11 protein-coding genes, 2 tRNA genes and 2 rRNA genes are annotated in these 17,925 nt (G+C 43.2%); 11 read left to right on the top strand and 4 right to left on the bottom strand.

Going from position 1 to position 17,925, the window contains the following annotated elements; all coding sequences use genetic code 11:
- Positions 1-71: 71 nt before the first annotated feature.
- The 9 genes from AK822_RS12940 (at position 72) to AK822_RS12900 (ending at position 9,069) form a co-directional block, all read left to right on the top strand.
- Positions 72-148 (top strand) — tRNA-Ile (locus AK822_RS12940).
- Between the two features lie 9 nt (positions 149-157).
- Positions 158-233, top strand: a tRNA-Ala gene (locus AK822_RS12935).
- Between the two features lie 359 nt (positions 234-592).
- Positions 593-3,454 (top strand): 23S ribosomal RNA (locus AK822_RS12930).
- Between the two features lie 191 nt (positions 3,455-3,645).
- Positions 3,646-3,760, top strand: a 5S ribosomal RNA gene (gene rrf, locus AK822_RS12925).
- Between the two features lie 372 nt (positions 3,761-4,132).
- Complete coding sequence (locus AK822_RS12920; RefSeq protein ID WP_055125845.1) at positions 4,133-5,194, top strand: TRAP transporter substrate-binding protein; 1,062 nt, start codon at positions 4,133-4,135, stop codon at positions 5,192-5,194.
- A gap of 17 nt (positions 5,195-5,211) precedes the next feature.
- Positions 5,212-5,739 (top strand): TRAP transporter small permease, encoded by a 528-nt coding sequence (locus tag AK822_RS12915; RefSeq protein WP_055125846.1) that lies wholly within the window; start codon positions 5,212-5,214, stop codon positions 5,737-5,739.
- Complete coding sequence (locus AK822_RS12910; RefSeq protein ID WP_060491930.1) at positions 5,736-7,025, top strand: TRAP transporter large permease; 1,290 nt, start codon at positions 5,736-5,738, stop codon at positions 7,023-7,025. The genes AK822_RS12915 and AK822_RS12910 overlap by 4 nt, the downstream gene beginning before the upstream one ends.
- Before the next feature lie 336 nt (positions 7,026-7,361).
- Positions 7,362-8,411 (top strand): 5'-nucleotidase, encoded by a 1,050-nt coding sequence (locus AK822_RS12905; protein ID WP_060491929.1) that lies wholly within the window; start codon positions 7,362-7,364, stop codon positions 8,409-8,411.
- A gap of 52 nt (positions 8,412-8,463) precedes the next feature.
- Positions 8,464-9,069: a rhomboid family intramembrane serine protease gene (locus AK822_RS12900; RefSeq protein WP_045448040.1), complete on the top strand. Its 606-nt coding sequence runs from the start codon at positions 8,464-8,466 to the stop codon at positions 9,067-9,069.
- 84 nt (positions 9,070-9,153) lie between these two features.
- On the opposite strand, the gene AK822_RS12895 is transcribed toward AK822_RS12900, so the two are convergent.
- The 3 genes from AK822_RS12895 to AK822_RS12885 form a co-directional block, all read right to left on the bottom strand.
- Positions 9,154-9,699, bottom strand: a complete 546-nt coding sequence (locus tag AK822_RS12895) for a hypothetical protein (RefSeq protein ID WP_060491928.1) — start codon at positions 9,697-9,699, stop codon at positions 9,154-9,156.
- A gap of 360 nt (positions 9,700-10,059) precedes the next feature.
- Positions 10,060-11,928, bottom strand: a complete 1,869-nt coding sequence (locus tag AK822_RS12890) for a sodium:solute symporter family protein (protein WP_060491927.1) — start codon at positions 11,926-11,928, stop codon at positions 10,060-10,062.
- Between the two features lie 4 nt (positions 11,929-11,932).
- Positions 11,933-12,193 (bottom strand): DUF4212 domain-containing protein, encoded by a 261-nt coding sequence (locus AK822_RS12885; RefSeq protein WP_045448034.1) that lies wholly within the window; start codon positions 12,191-12,193, stop codon positions 11,933-11,935.
- A gap of 1,110 nt (positions 12,194-13,303) precedes the next feature.
- On the opposite strand from AK822_RS12885, the gene AK822_RS12880 reads away from it, so the two are divergent.
- Complete coding sequence (locus AK822_RS12880) at positions 13,304-14,800, top strand: alanine/glycine:cation symporter family protein (RefSeq protein ID WP_060491926.1); 1,497 nt, start codon at positions 13,304-13,306, stop codon at positions 14,798-14,800.
- Positions 14,801-14,913: 113 nt separating this feature from the next.
- On the opposite strand, the gene AK822_RS12875 is transcribed toward AK822_RS12880, so the two are convergent.
- Entirely contained in the window at positions 14,914-16,551 is a 1,638-nt protein-coding gene (locus AK822_RS12875; protein WP_060492314.1) for an electron transfer flavoprotein-ubiquinone oxidoreductase, read from the bottom strand.
- Positions 16,552-17,179: 628 nt separating this feature from the next.
- On the opposite strand from AK822_RS12875, the gene AK822_RS12870 reads away from it, so the two are divergent.
- The gene (locus AK822_RS12870; protein ID WP_060491925.1) at positions 17,180-17,875 is read left to right on the top strand and encodes a DUF1285 domain-containing protein; all 696 of its coding nucleotides are present in this window, start codon (positions 17,180-17,182) and stop codon (positions 17,873-17,875) included.
- Positions 17,876-17,925: the final 50 nt, after the last annotated feature.

Genomic DNA, 17,925 nt, shown 5'->3' with positions numbered 1-17,925 from the left:
TGGCATTCGGTCAGCAAGAATTCACAACAAGTTGTTCTTTAGTTTAAGCTTACGTTTTAACAAGCGTAATTGGGTCTGTAGCTCAGCTGGTTAGAGCACCGTGTTGATAACGCGGGGGTCAGTGGTTCAAGTCCACTTAGACCCACCATTTTATAATGGGGCCATAGCTCAGTTGGTAGAGCGCCTGCCTTGCACGCAGGAGGTCAACGGTTCGACTCCGTTTGGCTCCACCACTATAGACGAATAAGCTTTAAGTGCTAATAGTATAAATAGAAACAAGTGATTTATCTTTGAATAAAGACACGATTACTTCTTTCTGTTTTATACGGAAATCTGTGACTCGACGAGAGCATAGAGACTATTTAAAAACATAGATATGAGTCTGGGTTAGGAGGAGCGTGTTCACGCGCACCTCTTAACCTTAATCACTCACCTCTTAACGACATCAGTTGTTATCCCAGGGGTGAGTGATTAAAAAAGTAAAGAGAACTGAATCAAGCGTATAAACATAGGTGATATCGTTATCATAATTAGATCTTATGACACTTTGAAGTCAACACTTATTTATAAGTTAGACTACTTGGGGTTGTATGGTCAAGTAATGAAGCGCACATGGTGGATGCCTTGGCAGTCAGAGGCGATGAAAGACGTGACAGCCTGCGATAAGCTTCGGGGAGGCGGCAATATCCTGTGATCCGGAGATTTCTGAATGGGGAAACCCACCTACCATAAGGTAGGTATCTTGTACTTGTACAAGAAGCGAACGAGGGGAAGTGAAACATCTCAGTACCCTTAGGAATAGACATCAAATGAGATTCCCCTAGTAGCGGCGAGCGAACGGGGAGAAGCCGATTAATGCTAATGTAGAAGAACAGCGTGGGAAAGCTGACCGTAGTAGGTGATAGTCCTGTATTCGAAACATTAGCGTTAACATATTAAGTAGAGCGGGGCACGAGAAATCCTGTTTGAAGATGGGGGGACCATCCTCCAAGGCTAAATACTCCTGACTGACCGATAGTGAACCAGTACCGTGAGGGAAAGGCGAAAAGAACCCCTGTGAGGGGAGTGAAATAGAACCTGAAACCGTGTGCGTACAAGCAGTGGGAGCCTTAATTTATTAGGGTGACCGCGTACCTTTTGTATAATGGGTCAGCGACTTATATTCTGTAGCAAGGTTAACCGTTTAGGGGAGCCGTAGGGAAACCGAGTCTTAATAGGGCGTTTAGTTGCAGGGTATAGACCCGAAACCGAGTGATCTATCCATGAGCAGGTTGAAAGTGCCGTAACAGGCACCGGAGGACCGAACCCACTGTCGTTGAAAAGCCAGGGGATGACTTGTGGATAGGGGTGAAAGGCTAATCAAACTCGGTGATAGCTGGTTCTCCCCGAAAGCTATTTAGGTAGCGCCTCGGACGAACACCATTGGGGGTAGAGCACTGTTTCGGCTAGGGGGTCATACCGACTTACCAAACCGATGCAAACTCCGAATACCGATGAGTGATATCCGGGAGACACACAGTGGGTGCTAACGTCCATTGTGGAGAGGGAAACAACCCAGACCGCCAGCTAAGGCCCCAAATTCCTAGTTAAGTGGGAAACGAGGTGGGAAGGCATAGACAGCTAGGAGGTTGGCTTAGAAGCAGCCATCCTTTAAAGAAAGCGTAATAGCTCACTAGTCGAGTCGGCCCGCGCGGAAGATGTAACGGGGCTCAAACTAGGAGCCGAAGCTGCGGATTTGAATTTGTTTTCAAGTGGTAGGGGAGCGTTGTGTAAGCCTGTGAAGGTGTGTCGTAAGGCATGCTGGAGGTATCACAAGAGCGAATGCTGACGTGAGTAACGATAATGCGAGTGAAAAGCTCGCACGCCGGAAGATCAAGGGTTCCAGTCCAACGTTAATCGGGGCTGGGTGAGTCGACCCCTAAGGCGAGGCCGAAAGGCGTAGTCGATGGGAAATCGGTTAATATTCCGATACTTGTTTATAATGCGATGGAGGGACGGAGAAGGTTATGTCAGCCTGGCGTTGGTTGTCCAGGTGAAAGGATGTAGGCTTACAACTTAGGTAAATCCGGGTTGTTACATGGCTGAGATCTGATAGCAAGCTGTACTTGTACAGTGAAGTGGCAAATACCATGCTTCCAGGAAAAGCTTCTAAGCAATAGTTATAAACGAATCGTACCCTAAACCGACACAGGTGATCAGGTAGAGAATACCAAGGCGCTTGAGAGAACTCTGCTGAAGGAACTAGGCAAAATGGTACCGTAACTTCGGGAGAAGGTACGCTGCTGATGGTGATAGGACACGCTCCTTGAGCTGTTGGCAGTCGCAGATACCAGGCTGCTGCAACTGTTTATTAAAAACACAGCACTCTGCAAACACGAAAGTGGACGTATAGGGTGTGATGTCTGCCCGGTGCTGGAAGGTTAATTGATGGGGTTAGCGTAAGCGAAGCTCTTGATCGAAGCCCCAGTAAACGGCGGCCGTAACTATAACGGTCCTAAGGTAGCGAAATTCCTTGTCGGGTAAGTTCCGACCTGCACGAATGACATAATGATGGCAGCGCTGTCTCCAGCAGAGACTCAGTGAAATCGAAATCGCAGTGAAGATGCTGTGTACCCGCGGCTAGACGGAAAGACCCCGTGAACCTTTACTACAGCTTTACATTGAACTTTGACCTGACTTGTGCAGGATAGGTGGGAGGCTTTGAAGCCGAGACGCTAGTCTCGGTGGAGCCAATCTTGAAATACCACCCTGGTCATGTTGGGGTTCTAACTCAGGTATAACAATACCGAGGACAATGTATGGTGGGTAGTTTGACTGGGGCGGTCTCCTCCTAAAGAGTAACGGAGGAGTACGAAGGTGCGCTCAGACCGGTCGGAAATCGGTCGTAGAGTATAAAGGCAAAAGCGCGCTTAACTGCGAGACCCACAAGTCGAGCAGGTACGAAAGTAGGTCTTAGTGATCCGGTGGTTCTGTATGGAAGGGCCATCGCTCAACGGATAAAAGGTACTCTGGGGATAACAGGCTGATACCGCCCAAGAGTTCATATCGACGGCGGTGTTTGGCACCTCGATGTCGGCTCATCTCATCCTAGGGCTGAAGCAGGTCCTAAGGGTATGGCTGTTCGCCATTTAAAGAGGTACGCGAGCTGGGTTTAGAACGTCGTGAGACAGTTCGGTCCCTATCTACCGTGGGCGTTGGAAATTTGAGAGGATCTGCTCCTAGTACGAGAGGACCAGAGTGGACGAACCTCTGGTGTTCGGGTTGTCACGCCAGTGGCATTGCCCGGTAGCTACGTTCGGATGGGATAACCGCTGAAAGCATCTAAGCGGGAAGCCCACCTCAAGATTAGATTTCCCTAAAGAGCCGTTGAAGACTACGACGTTGATAGGCAGGGTGTGGAAGTGCAGCGATGCATGTAGCTAACCTGTACTAATTGCTCGTTTGGCTTGACCATACAACACCCAAGTGGTTTGTATGAAAGCTCTAATTAATCTATCTTGTATAAGCGAAAGCTTATAGAATAAAAGAAAGAATATTTCGATATCACCTTTAACCTTGATTCAGTTAGGTTACAAGTTGATCGACCATAAACTAAACACTTATAGTCAAACAATAAAAATAACAGACTCATATCTAACCCCCTTTGCTGACGACAATAGCATGATGGCACCACCTGATCCCTTCCCGAACTCAGAAGTGAAACATCATTGCGCCAATGGTAGTGTGGGTTCGCCCATGTGAGAGTAGGTCATCGTCAGCTCTCTATTCTAAAGTAAAACCCCCTTCTGCTTATGCAGAAGGGGGTTTTCTTTGCGCGCGGGTTTGGGAAAATAGTATAAAATTATACTTAGTCTAACCTGTTTTTATAATTCACACTCTATAAGTGCGTTTTCTATTTGAATTGACGAGTTTTCTTGTTTAATTGCTATGCAATTTTATGAATATATTTTCTAGTCCTGCCATCAAAATGATTTGACTTATATCATTATAGCTGCTAATTTTAAACTAGATTTTTATTACAGGTATGTAAAAGACATATTTAAAACTTGTAAATTATTACATCTGGTATAGATTGGATTATTTACCAGTGATGTATTACTCCTATTTTCACAATTATCAAAAGGAATTGATAATGAAGCTAGCTCCTCTTTTTTCAATTGGTGCCTTAGCGGCTGTTAGTCTTTTAGGCTGCTCTAACCAATCTGCTAACACGACTGATGACTCATCAGTAAACTCTCAAGAAATCACCGTTTTACGCTTCTCTCACTTTTGGCCAGCAACCTCTTCTATTAGCACAGAGGTTTTTGAACCTTGGGCAAAGCAAATAGAGACAGATTCTAATGGTCGCTTAAAAGTAGAGTTGTATCCTTCCGCGGGTCTTGCTAAAGCAGATGTTACGTACGAATCTGCTGCTAAAGGTACGATAGATATTGGTTCACAAGCACATGGGTATACCAGTGGTCGTTTTCCTTTAACTCAAATCACTGAACTTCCTGGTTTATCAAACTCAGCGACTCAAATGGGTTGTATGCTTCAGACTCTTTATGAGGATGGCACGCTTGCTAGTGAGTATGAAGACTCACATCTACTATTTATGTATGGCGCTGGGCCTGGCTCACTGCATACTACGGATAAGTTGATTCGGACTCCTGAAGACATGAAAGGCATGCGCATCCGCCGCCCTTCTGCGGTCGCGGGTGATATTATCGAAAGTGCTGGGGCGTCACCAGTAGGATTGCCTGCTAATGATATGTATACCTCGCTACAGCGCGGCGTCGTCGATGGGTTGAGTTTTCCCTGGGAGGCCGTAACAGCGTTCAAAATCGATGAAATCACCAAATATCACACCAATATTCCTTTTTATAGTTCGGCGCTGATGGTTACTATGAATAAGGATAAATATAACAACTTACCTGATGATTTAAAGCAAGTGTTGGATAAAAACTCAGGAATGGCATTGGCGAATAAAGTTGGTGAAGTGTTTGATAAGCATGATCAAATGGCCATTCAAGCTGCTAAAGCTAAAGGCGATGAGATCGTTGAAATTCCTGATCCATTGAATGATCCTGATTGGAAAGGACCACTTGAAAAGGGTACCAAAAAATATCTAAGTGATGTCAATGCTTTGGGTTTAGATGCTGATAGTGTCTATGAGAAAGCAAAAGCTGCCAGTGCCGCTTGTAAAGTGGTATAACCCATTGGAGGTGTCACATGGCATTTTTAGTAAAAATCAGTATTCTAATCTCTAGATTATGCCAGTTTATCGGTGGTATCAGTCTTATTATTATTGTCCTCACAACGATGCTCGATGTGACTGCTCGTTATATTTTTAAGCTGACTGGTGGTGAGTTTGGCTTTACCGTTAAAGGCAGTGTAGAGATCGTTTCTTACTTCATGCTCTTTGCTTTACTTGCTGCCTTTGGCGCTTTCGTCGAACGCTCACAAATCATCGTTGATGTCTTTACCCAAAAAATGCCGCAAGCCATTAAAGGTTATATGATGGGCGTCTTTATGATGGGCTTTTTCGTCATTGGTATCGTTTTTGCTTGGGGGCTTTATGAGAGTGCTGTTGATGCCATAGAATACGGCAAAGTCACTCAAGATCTTAGATTGTCAATGATGCCCATCTATGCATTTAGTGCATTTTTAAGTCTCTTACTCGCCATTCGCTCATTAATCGAATCCATCAATATCTTTAAAACGGGCGAGTTCTTTGACGCCGAGGAGACAGGCGCATGAGTCCAGAAATTATTGGAGCTATCGGCTTAATCGTCATGATCCTGCTTGTTGTCCTGCGAGTTCCAGTGGCGCTTGCCATGTTAGGTGTTGGATTGGTTGGCTTTGGCGCAGTGACGGCGCCCAGTGGTGCACTGCAAATGCTCAAAGACATTCCAGTCGATGTCTTGGCAAAGTATGACTTTAGTGCGATTCCTTTATTTATTTTAATGGGAGTTTTTGCCACTCATTCAGGGATGGCAGGGAAATTGTTTGAAGCTACCCGAACTATTTTTGGGGGAGTGAGGGGCAGTTTGGGTATCGCTGGCATAGGATCGTCTGGTATTTTTGCTTCTATCTCAGGCTCATCCCTAGCCACAGCGTCCACTATGACCAAGGTTGCGCTGCCACAAATGGAGAAATATGGTTATCAACCAGGTTTTGCCTGTGGTATTTTAGCAGCGGGTGGCACGTTAGGTATTATGATTCCGCCTAGCATTGCGCTACTGGTTTATGCCATCTTAACCCAGCAGTCAGTCGGTGACATGTTCATCGCTGGTTTCTTGCCTGGGATTTTGGGCATGGTGATGTATTCAATCACTGTTATGATTATGGTACGCTGGAAGCCCCATTTAGCGCGTCGCGGTGAGCCTACTTCTTGGAAAGCCAAGCTGCTGTCATTGACGGGACTTATACCATTTAGCTTTATTTTCATTGTGATTATCGCTGGTATTTTCTTTGGGTTATTTACTCCGACAGAAGGAGCGGCAGTCGGTGCGTTTTTTTCTTGGGCTTATGCTTTTGCCAAAGGCATGCGTATAAAAGGTCTAAAGCAATCTTTGATTGAAACGCTTGCATTATCAGCGGTGGTGTTCTTTATGCTGCTGGGTGCAGAAGCCTTGGGTTACTTTATCTCCGTTTCACGCTTGTCTTATACGCTAGCGACTTGGATTGGTACATTAGCAGTTAGCCCGATGATTGTACTGATCTGTATCTTAATCATGTACTTCCTATTAGGGTTGTTCATGGATGCTTTGGCGATGCTGGTCATTACCATTCCAGTGGTATATCCAATCATTGTGGCGTTAGGGTTTGATCCCGTATGGTTTGGTATCATCGCTGTATTGACAGTAGAGCTTGGACTGATTACGCCGCCGATGGGGATGAATATCTTTGTGATTAAGGCAATGGCACCGCATATTAAGCTGTCTGATATGTTCCGCGGGGTCGCACCATTTATTGTCTCTGATCTGATTCGACTGGTTATTTTGGTCGCCTTTCCAGCGATATCTTTAGTGCTGCTAACGTAAGCGCTATTGATAAAAGTAAGCTTAGAAAATCATAGCTGCGTCATTCATCTACACTGTTCATCTGTATTGTTCATTAATAGGGCCATATTGTTTTCATAGCAATATGGTTTTTTTATGATAAAAGAAAAAGTCGGCGTAATAATTCTATGGTTAAATTATTCCACATAAAGTCACATTATGAGACATTTTTTGAGCGGTCATTTAGATTACTTAGAAGGTGGTTTTTATACTAAATGACATTATACGTGGATAACTTTTCTTATCATTCTAAGGGCTTGTGAATGTAGTAAACTGGTTGGCATTTCCGAATAGATAATTTTATAAGTAGAGAAAATCATGGCAGTCGATTTTAGTAATACGCTCATCGTCGCGATTTCTGCAACGGCACTTTTTGATTTAACAGAATCAGAAAATTATTTGCTAGAGCTGCTAGAGCAGAGACCTGTAAGCGCCATAAAAGAGTTTCGAGATTATATGACCAAGCGTGAAAACGATGCTCTGAGTCTTGGTGCTGGTTATCCATTAATTAAAGCTCTATTAAATCTGAATAATTATTGCAATGATGGTATGCAAGATTTAGAGATTGAGACACCTTTGGTGGAAGTGGTCATTGTTTCAAAGAGTAGTCCAGATACGGGCATTCAAGTCCTCAATGCAATTCTTGAACATGAGCTGACTATCTCGCGCTCGGCATTTATTTCAGGCAGTCCTGTTGCTCCTTATATTAAAGACTTCAACGTCGATCTATTTTTGACTACCAATCGCGAAGATGCCCAGCAAGTGGCTGATGCCAATATCTGCGCTTGTGCGATACTCGATGCAACCCCTGTCAATACCTATGAGTTAGATACTGATCAGCTACGTATTGCTTTTGATGGTGATGCGGTACTGTTTGATGATTCAGGTGAACTGCTGTACAAGCAAAAGGGACTGCGTGCTTTTCACGATCGCGAAATACAGATGCGTGATTTACCCATTGAAAAAGGCCCTTATGCTGAATTGTTGATTAAACTATCAAATTTACAGGAACGTCTACCCGCTGGTCTCAAGTATTCTCCAATAAAGATTGCATTGGTGACAGCTCGCAACGCACCCGCTGATCTGCGTGCGATTAAGACATTGCGAGAGTGGGGCGTCAATGTTGATATGGCGTTTTTCTTAGGAGGTTTAGAAAAAACAGCTGTGCTTAGAACATTTGCACCTCATATCTTTTTTGATGATTCTATCAAACATATCGATGCCGCTCGTCGCTTCGTACCCACCGCTTTAGTGCCTTATCACTCGACGTCGTTATTACATAGTGACAGTTATTTGATGACTGACAAAGAGGCTGCATTGTTAGATTTTACACCTGTAACACGCTCCACTGCTACGCTGAGTCATTAAAATATCGCTAAAAACATAGATTAAAACATGAATTAAAAGAATAGGGCATTATATGAATTGGCAGCAACTGCTTAGCTTGATTATGATACGAATAAAGCAGGTTATAGGCTTATATGCTTTTGTATTAATACCGATGTGGGGCATGTTTTTTTTAAATGAAGTGGCATTATTCGGCATGTGGAATATCTTTGGGATTGTGCCTCGTGCCTTAGATGTGGGCAGTATGATTGGGGTATTTGCGTCATGGACGATGCATGGCAATTTTTCACATTTGCTTGGTAACACTTTGACGTTGTTACAAATTTTATTTTTGTTTGGATTGTTTGAGAAGAATGCTTATCGAACAGTGATTAAGCTCATTATCGCGTCTGGATTGGTCACTTGGATCATTGGCTCGCCATTGTCAATTCATGTTGGCGCATCAGGGCTATGCTTCGCGATGCTCGGCTATATGATAGGTGGTGCTGTATTTGCGCGGCGTTGGGGTTATTTGATTGCCTGTATTGTCATGGGTACTGGCTATTGGTTGACCATCAAGCAAGGATTAATGCCGCAACAAGGTATCTCGTTTGCGGCGCACTTCGGTGGTCTATGCGCTGGATTGCTGTTAGGCGCTAATTCTAAGCATACTTATACTGCAACTTCTCAGCGCAACTGAATACATGACTATAATATAAGCTGTCTTAAATCCCTTAGTAATCAGATGTTCTAGCAGGGTTTTATTTGCATATTTATGCGGAGGTTAGCTTTTATCAGTACAAATACTAATGAACAACGGATCATCTGTTGCCAACTCTCGCCATGCTGTTGTTTGCTTGACATGTTCATCAATCGTTAGCTTACTGTCTTTTTCGGGTATGACATAATCGGCACGCGCAGGAATACGACAGTCTATAACTTGTGGTACTTTCTGCACGCTTCTGCGTCTTTCAAACAGATATAAATTAACCAAATATACATCTGGATTGTCTACCTGCACGCTAGCGTTGGCGGTATCGGCAGCGATAAAACGTAATATTTGCGGTTTGATATAAGACCATGGGCGAAACCACTCGGTGCTTTTTGCTACTTTGACGACTTGCACGCCTGCCGGTAACTTGCTCACTTGCTGACCATACCAGTTATACTCTTGGTGTATTTGAAAGGCAAACATACCAATCGCAGCAAACAAAGGAATAAGCCACTTTGGTGCGCGTTTGCCAGCCAGTTTACTGAGGTGAGTTATAATGAGTGCCAGACCAGCCATGCCAAATGCGGCAGCAATGGTAGCGATAAACTCAAAAAGCATAAAATCTTCCTTAATGCGTTAAGCGCTTTTAATTGAGCGCTTTTAACTAGGGCGTGTCCTCATTTTAAAAATGGTCATAAAAATGAGATAAATTGCCGTCAAACAAAGAAAGTAGCGAAAATAATATCGAGATATTGATAAGCTATTTAACGATGTTTGGCAAAATTTAGCCATTTTTAGCCCATTTAGAGGATAATCGATTTAATTGAGGACACGCCCTAAGCATAGTTAATAAAGTATATTCAATAAAGCAAAAATCTAGCATTTTTTATAATAAATAAGAGATAAAAAAATCACTCACAAGCAGCTACTGCCTGTGAGTGATATATAGTAACTGAAGATATATTCTCATTTATACACTTAGTGGTCGACTGCACCGCCTGCGCCACGTGGAGAGCGGACACTTTCAACCAACTCTTGAATGTGTAATGGTGGCGGAGCAGTAGCATAAGAGACAGCAAACGCTACGATAAAGTTAAGCAATGCCCCAATCGCACCAAATGATAGTGGTGAGATACCAAACAACCAATACTCTGCCGTATCAGGGAAGTTCGCTGTACCGCTAATGAAGAACCAACCTTTAAAGACAAAGATATAAACAAGGATACTAATCAGACCTGTTAGCATACCAGCGATGGCACCAACATTATTGATCCGTTTAGAGAAAATACCCATCATTAGTGCAGGGAAGAGCGATGCACCAGCGATACCGAATGCTAATGCGACTACCTGTGCGGCAAACCCTGGTGGATTTATTCCTAACCAAGTAGCAACTACAATCGCAACACCCATCGTAATACGCGCAACTCTCAATTCGCCTTTATCAGTAATATTTGGATTAAGATTTCGTTTAATCAAGTCATGACTGATCGCTGACGAAATAGCCAGTAGTAGGCCTGCTGCTGTTGAGAGCGCTGCTGCCAAACCACCTGCGGCGATAAGACCAATAACCCATGGTGGAAGATTCGCAATTTCTGGGTTAGCTAATACTAAGATATCGGCATTGACATCCAGCTCATTACCCTTCCAGCCTGCTGCGGTAAAGCGTCCATCAAGTTCTAGATCCTGTGCGACACGTGCAGTCTCTACGGCTGCAGTGGCAGCGGCTACATCGCCACCATCCGCTTGTGCAGCAGTCAAGGCAAGCTCAGCGGCACCAAGACCACTATCGTTGTACATTTGGATACGACCATCATTATTAAGATCATTATACTTAATAAGACCGGTATCTTCCCATGTCTTCATCCAGTCTGGACGTTGATCATAGTTTATAGGTGCTTCTGCTACCCCTTGTGGATAAATCGTATCAATCAGGTTTAAACGTGCCATTGCACCTACGGCAGGAGCAGTGAAGTATAGTAGCGAGATAAATACTAATGTCCAACCAGCTGTCCAACGCGCATCAGCGACTTTAGGTACGGTGAAGAAGCGGATGATAACGTGTGGTAGGCCTGCTGTACCGATCATGAGTGATAAGGTAAATAGCACCATGTTTAGTTTGTTAGGAACGTCAGCGGTATAAGCCGTGAAACCCAAGTCAGTAACCACCTGATCTAGCTTGGTTAAGATAGGAACCCCTGCTTCCACATGGTTTGAAAACAAGCCCAAACCTGGAATTGGATTGCCTGTTAACTCAAGTGAGATGAAAACAGCAGGAATGGTATATGCAATCATTAGAACCACATACTGCGCTACCTGCGTATAAGTAATCCCTTTCATACCACCAAGTACAGCGTAGAAGAAGACAACAACCGCAGCAATCAGTAGACCAGTAGTGTTTTCAACTTCCAAGAAGCGTGAGAAAGCGACACCAGCACCCGTCATCTGACCAATAACATAAGTCGTTGACGCGATAATCAAACAAATTACGGCAATCATTGCTGCCGTTTTTGAATAAAAACGGTCACCGATGAAGTCAGGTACCGTAAACTTACCAAATTTACGTAAATAAGGCGCTAGGAGCATTGCCAGTAGTACATAACCACCTGTCCAACCCATCAAATAAGTTGATGCGCCATAACCGCCAGCGGCAAGAATACCTGCCATCGAAATAAATGACGCAGCACTCATCCAGTCAGCAGCCGTTGCCATACCGTTGACGACAGGGTGAACACCGCCGCCTGCTACGTAGAATTCACTCGTTGTGCCAGCACGTGCCCAAATTGCAATACCGAAGTATAGAGCGAAAGATAGACCTACAAAAATAATATTAATTGTAAATTGACTCATGGGGCTATTCCTCGTCTACGCCGTATTGTTTATCTAACTTATTCATACGCCAAGCGTAGAAGAAAATTAAAACGATAAATACCCCAATGGATCCTTGCTGAGCAAACCAAAAGCCCAAGTCGGTACCACCGATTTTAATACCTGCTAAGAGAGGACGTAACAAAATCCCAAACCCGTATGAGCATAGCGCCCAAATAAATAGGCTACCTAAAATGAGACGGACATTGGCACGCCAATAACCGGATGGATCGTTGTGGTTTTCCATAGGACAACTCCTTTTGCCTAACATAAAAACAAGATTACTGATTTGAGCCTGACAAGTTATTTTGCTTTAGCATGTATCACATGATGGAAGACAGTTCGATACGTTGTCTATAAACGGATCCTAAAATCAGTTTATAGGCTGATAAAGCAGAATGACCAACCAGTAGTAAGTAACCCAATATTATCGAAAAAAAAGCAGATTTCTATCAATCAAAGCACTGCGAAAAATACTTTTCTGTGGTTCGATTTTGCTAAAATTTACATTGTAAAATATGGCTGTGGGTCGACTATAACCTAAACATCTAACAAGATTTATGGGCTATAGAATGACTGGATTTATAGTACATAGAGATGAGGATTTATGGAGGAGGGTCGTTATTGATTGACAGTCCTCTGTCTTATTATGCTCATCATCCCTGATGATATTGTATTAATATTTCAACTTATTATTCATGCCAATAAGTATTGCAAGAAATATTTATGAACTTATTGGGAATATATACAATATTGACTTAATTAACAATAAATAAATTTTATTTACTTTATGTAACTAAATGTTTGCTTTATGGAAACCATGGTCAACTTATGTTAGAGAGACCAGCTAAAAAAAAGGCCGTTGCTCAGGTGCTGTGCTAAAACCTTATTTATATTAAGGATTTAGTTTTATAGAGGTATTAGAGCATTATTAGCAATAAAAGTCATTCATTCTATAAATATAGCCAATACTTTACTCAATAAATATTATGGCAGTGACTATTTTTTTTGGAATGGTGTTTATATGAATACGTTTTAAAATCTATCTGTTGTACCTAGTCTCAAAAGTTTTCTTCAATATTTCATATAAAAAATATTTTTTTGATTTTTATCGAAATACCTTGCAAAAGTTCGTAATTATTTAATTTCTATAATAGAGGTTTGAAATAGTTAAATAATCTCTAGTCAGTTAAAATGTAGCGACAGGATGTTAGTGATTTACTTTGCCAGTATATTGATCAGATATTTACTGTTTCATGAGTAGGCAGAGGGATTAGTAAGCATTTTTAAATATCATTAATCACATCAATCCATAAAATATACTAGCAGTATAAAATGTAAGTGAGAGGATAGCAGTATGGGTGAAGGGATAGCAGGTTGGTTTAATAGCATCGTCAATTATGGTGTCAGTATTATTTGGGGCAACAATGATTGGTTGATTGCAAGTAACCCTTGGTATGGATTACTGATGTTCGTACTGATTGGTGCAGGTTTGTATTTTACCATTGCCACACGTTTTATTCAGTTTCGCCACTTTGGGCATATGTGGCAGCTATTGCGCGTGTCCAATCAAGGGCGTAAAGATGGCGGTATCAGCTCATTTGAGGCGCTGATGACCTCATTGGCAGCGCGGGTCGGTACAGGTAATTTAGCAGGGGTTGCAATCGCGATTTACCTTGGCGGTCCGGGTGCCGTGTTTTGGATGTGGATGACTGCGATCGTCGGTATGTCGACCAGTTTTATCGAATCAACATTAGCACAAGCCTATAAAGTGCCGCACAATGACAATGTTTACCGCGGTGGACCGGCTTATTATATCGAAAAAGGTCTCGGTCAGCGCTGGCTAGCGATATTTTTCTCATTATGCTTATTAGTAGCGTTCGGCTTAGCCTTTAATGGCGTGCAGTCAAATACCATCGCACAAGCGACCAACGAAGCATTTGGGGTTCCAACGTGGATGACAGGTTTGGTATTGGTCGTATTAGTTGCGCCAGTGGTATTCGGTGGTTTGCGCTCGGTTGCTCGTATTGCGGGTAAAATCGTACCCGTTATGGCGATTCTCTATATCTTATTGGCCTTGTTCATTATCGTGACGAATTTTAGTCAATTCCCAGCGGCGATTGTGTTAATTGTTAAATCAGCATTTGGTTTTGAGCAAGCAGCAGGCGGGGTGATTGGTTATGGTATTGCTCAGGCAATGATTAACGGTATCAAGCGCGGTCTGTTTTCAAATGAAGCGGGTATGGGTTCAGCGCCTAATGCGGCGGCAACGGCGAAGAGTCACCCCGATCATCCAGCGGTGCAAGGATTTATGCAAATGCTGGGTGTGTTTATGGATACCCTTGTCATTTGTACGGCAACGGCGTCAATTATTATTTTGTCCGGTGTGGTCGATCCTAGTGTTGAGCAAGAAGGTATTCAGCTGACGCAGTTGGCACTGTCGCAATATGTGGGTGATATGGGTGTTATCTTCGTTGCGATTGCTATTTTCTTCTTCTCTTTCACCTCTATCATTGCCAATTATAGCTATGGTGAGTCAAATCTTGAATTCATCTCTGGTGCCAAAAATGCCAAAGTCATGATCATGATATTCCGCTTTATGGTACTTGGCATGGTATTTGTGGGTGCTATTGCGAGTCTTCCTGCCATATGGAACTTCGCTGACTTATCAATGGGTCTAATGGCACTCGTTAACTTAGTGGCTATTTTAATCTTGTCACCCGTAGCACTGCGCATATTGCGTGATTACGAGCGTCAGATTAAAGAAGGTAAAACTGGCGATCAAATCAAGTTTAATCCTGATGACTTTGTGAAGCTTAAAAACGAAGCCAATCGTGATGCATGGACGGATTAATCTCACCTGATTAAAGATAAACTTGTCTCATGTGTCGAAGTTAAAAAAACCGCCCTTATGAATTCATAAGGGCGGTTTTTAGTATTAGTGATTAATTCTAACATTGTTTATATTTACATATTAGGATAGTTAGGGCCACCGCCACCTTCTGGCGTTACCCAAGTGATATTCTGTGAAGGATCTTTGATGTCACAAGTTTTACAATGCACACAGTTTTGCGCATTGATCACAAACTTAGCTCCTTCTGCATCTTTCACTATTTCATACACACCAGCTGGGCAATATAAACGAGCAGGCTCAGCATATAGCGGTAAGTTAATTGAAACAGGTACCGTTGGATCAGTCAATTTCAAATGTACCGGCTGGTCTTCTGCATGGTTAGTATTAGAGATAAATACCGATGACAGCTTGTCAAATACCAGTTTGCCATCAGGCTTGAGGTAGGTTGGCTGAAAAGCATGATTGGCACGCTCTAACTGATCATAATCTGGCAGGCTGTCATGTAAGGTAATCGGCATTTTACCTTTTAATAAGTTGTGCTCGATAAAGGTAAAAGCACCGCCCATAAACAGACCCATGCGATGTATTGCAGGCGAGAAGTTGCGTGACTCATAGTTGTCTTGATACAACCATGACTCTTTATACATGGTGGTATAAGCAATCACTTCATCATGCTGACGATCGGCCTGTAGTGCCTCAAAGATGGCTTCGGCGGCTAGCATGCCTGACTTCATCGATGTGTGTGTGCCTTTGATTTTAGCAGGGTTCAAGAATCCAGCATCATCACCGACCAATACACCACCTGGGAAAGTGAATTTCGGTAAAGAGTTTAAGCCACCTTTGGTCAAAGCACGTGCGCCATAAGAGATACGCTTGCCGCCTTCCAATACGTTTTTGATGACGGGATGGGTCTTTAGGCGCTGCATCTCATCGAATGGCGACATATATGGGTTGTGGTAAGACAAGTCAGCGACAAGACCAAAGCTTACTTGGTTGTTTTCATCGAAGTACAACCACCAGCCACCAGTAGAGCCTGTTTCGGTCAAGGGCCAGCCAAGACCGTGCATGACCACGCCTTGCTCGTGTTTCTCAGGGGCTACGTCCCACAGCTCTTTTAGACCGATACCATAATGCTGAGGATCTGAGTCTTTATCAAGATCAAAACGGCTGATTAAGCGTTTGCCTAAATGACCACGGCTACCTTCGGCAAAAATAGTGTATTTAGCAAGTAGCTCATAACCTGGTTCAAAGCTAGGCTTGGCTTCGCCATTGGCAGCCACACCCATATCGCCCGTCAAGACACCGCGTACAGAACCGTCATCGTTATATAAAATATCATCTGCAGGGAAGCCTGGGAACATCATGACTTCAAGCTCTTCAGCTTGTACTGCCAACCAGCGCACCACATTGCCCAATGAGACAATATAGTTGCCATTGTTGTGCATCGGTCCTGGAATCAACGAGTCAGGTACTTTAGTAGAGCGCGTGGCTGAGTTTAAATAATAAAAGCGATCTTCGGTCGCTGGCACATTAAGCGGCGCGCCTTTTTCTTTCCAGTCTGGTATCAGCTCGTTCAAAGCGCGCGGTTCGATGACAGCACCTGATAAGGTATGCGCACCAAACTCAGAACCTTTTTCGACCACACAAACCATAAACTCATCATTACCAGCAGCGATAGCGAGCTGACGTAGGCGGATAGCAGCAGATAGCCCAGCAGGTCCACCACCGACGATGATAACGTCAAATTCCATGGATTCACGTTCAATCTCAGGCTCTGCTGCGACAGCTTCTACTGCGACAGCTTCTACTACTGGCTCTGGCGCTTTGTCGATAGCGACTGTTTCAGCTGGCACTTCTTGGGTCACAACGGCTGACTCTGCTTTATCTAGATTTGCCGTCTCTGTCGCTACTGATGGGTCAGTATTCACAGTGTCACTATCAATGACTGGCTTTTGATTGTCTTGCTCTTGCATACCTACTCCTAAACTTTTAGTGGCTTATCTCAGGGCATCATTAGCTTAACAATTGAATAATAGACTTGCGGCGCTAACATTACTCAGACATATGGCTGCCCGATAAAAACTGTCTTTGCGACATCAATTGACCATGTTACTGTCGAGATCCATGTATTTAAGGATTTCAACACATCACGTAAAATGTGTCATTAACACAACACCCACTTGACCATTTCAATAAAAAATCGTTACTCATTATAAAAGAAAAGTCCTACAAACACGATACGCATTTATGAGTATCGATGTTAAGGTAAGATTGAACTAATGAGGGTGCTAAGATGATATGTTTTCATCATACCCGAAACTAAAATTTATAGTAATAATAGATTTGCCAAACTTTGAATGCTAAGTAAAGGATTATACGATGAATAACAATAATGAAGACATAATTCAAAACGATGAAACGGCAGCTAAACCGCCAAAAGACGTGCCATCTAAGCTAAATAATATGGATTCTCTCAGTCAGTATCTAAAGTCTACCGTAGGCAAACGTGAAGGACGTGCCATCCCACCATTGGATAAATGGCACCCAAAAGATGTGGTCGATATGGATCTGGTCATAAAGGCAAATGGCGAGTGGTGGCATGAAGGCGGGCAAATGACCAGAGAGTCATTGGTGAGCTTATTTGCGACTATTTTATGGAAAGAAGACAATAATGGTGTCATTGAATATTTTTTGAAGACGCCAGTACAGAAAATCCGTATCCAAGTTGAACATGCCCCTTTATTAATCAATGACGTCGGTATCGTCAACGAAGGCAATAACCGTTGGCTAGAATTTACCACGACGACTGGCGATGTGGTGCGTTTAGATGATGAGCACACCATCACATTAAAGGCGTATAATCCTACAGACAATGATACGATTGATCAGCAGGCAGCAATGGATATGCAGGTACGTCCTTATATGCCCGTTAGAAATGGTTTGGACGCACTTATTGGGCGTAATACTTTTTATCATTTGACCGAAATTGGCGAATTGACAGAGCAAAATGGTGAGACGATACTGACGTTACAAAGTGGCGGAAAATCCTATGAGCTGTCGATGCCAGCCAGTTAACGCAAGGGCTCAAAGCTATGTACCCGTCAAATAATTTACGGCTTAGATAT

The organism is Psychrobacter sp. P11F6 (genome assembly GCF_001435295.1).
GTDB lineage: Bacteria > Pseudomonadota > Gammaproteobacteria > Pseudomonadales > Moraxellaceae > Psychrobacter.
The sequence above is the reverse complement of the archived record's forward strand: the minus strand, read 5'-3'. Positions and strand labels throughout refer to the sequence as shown.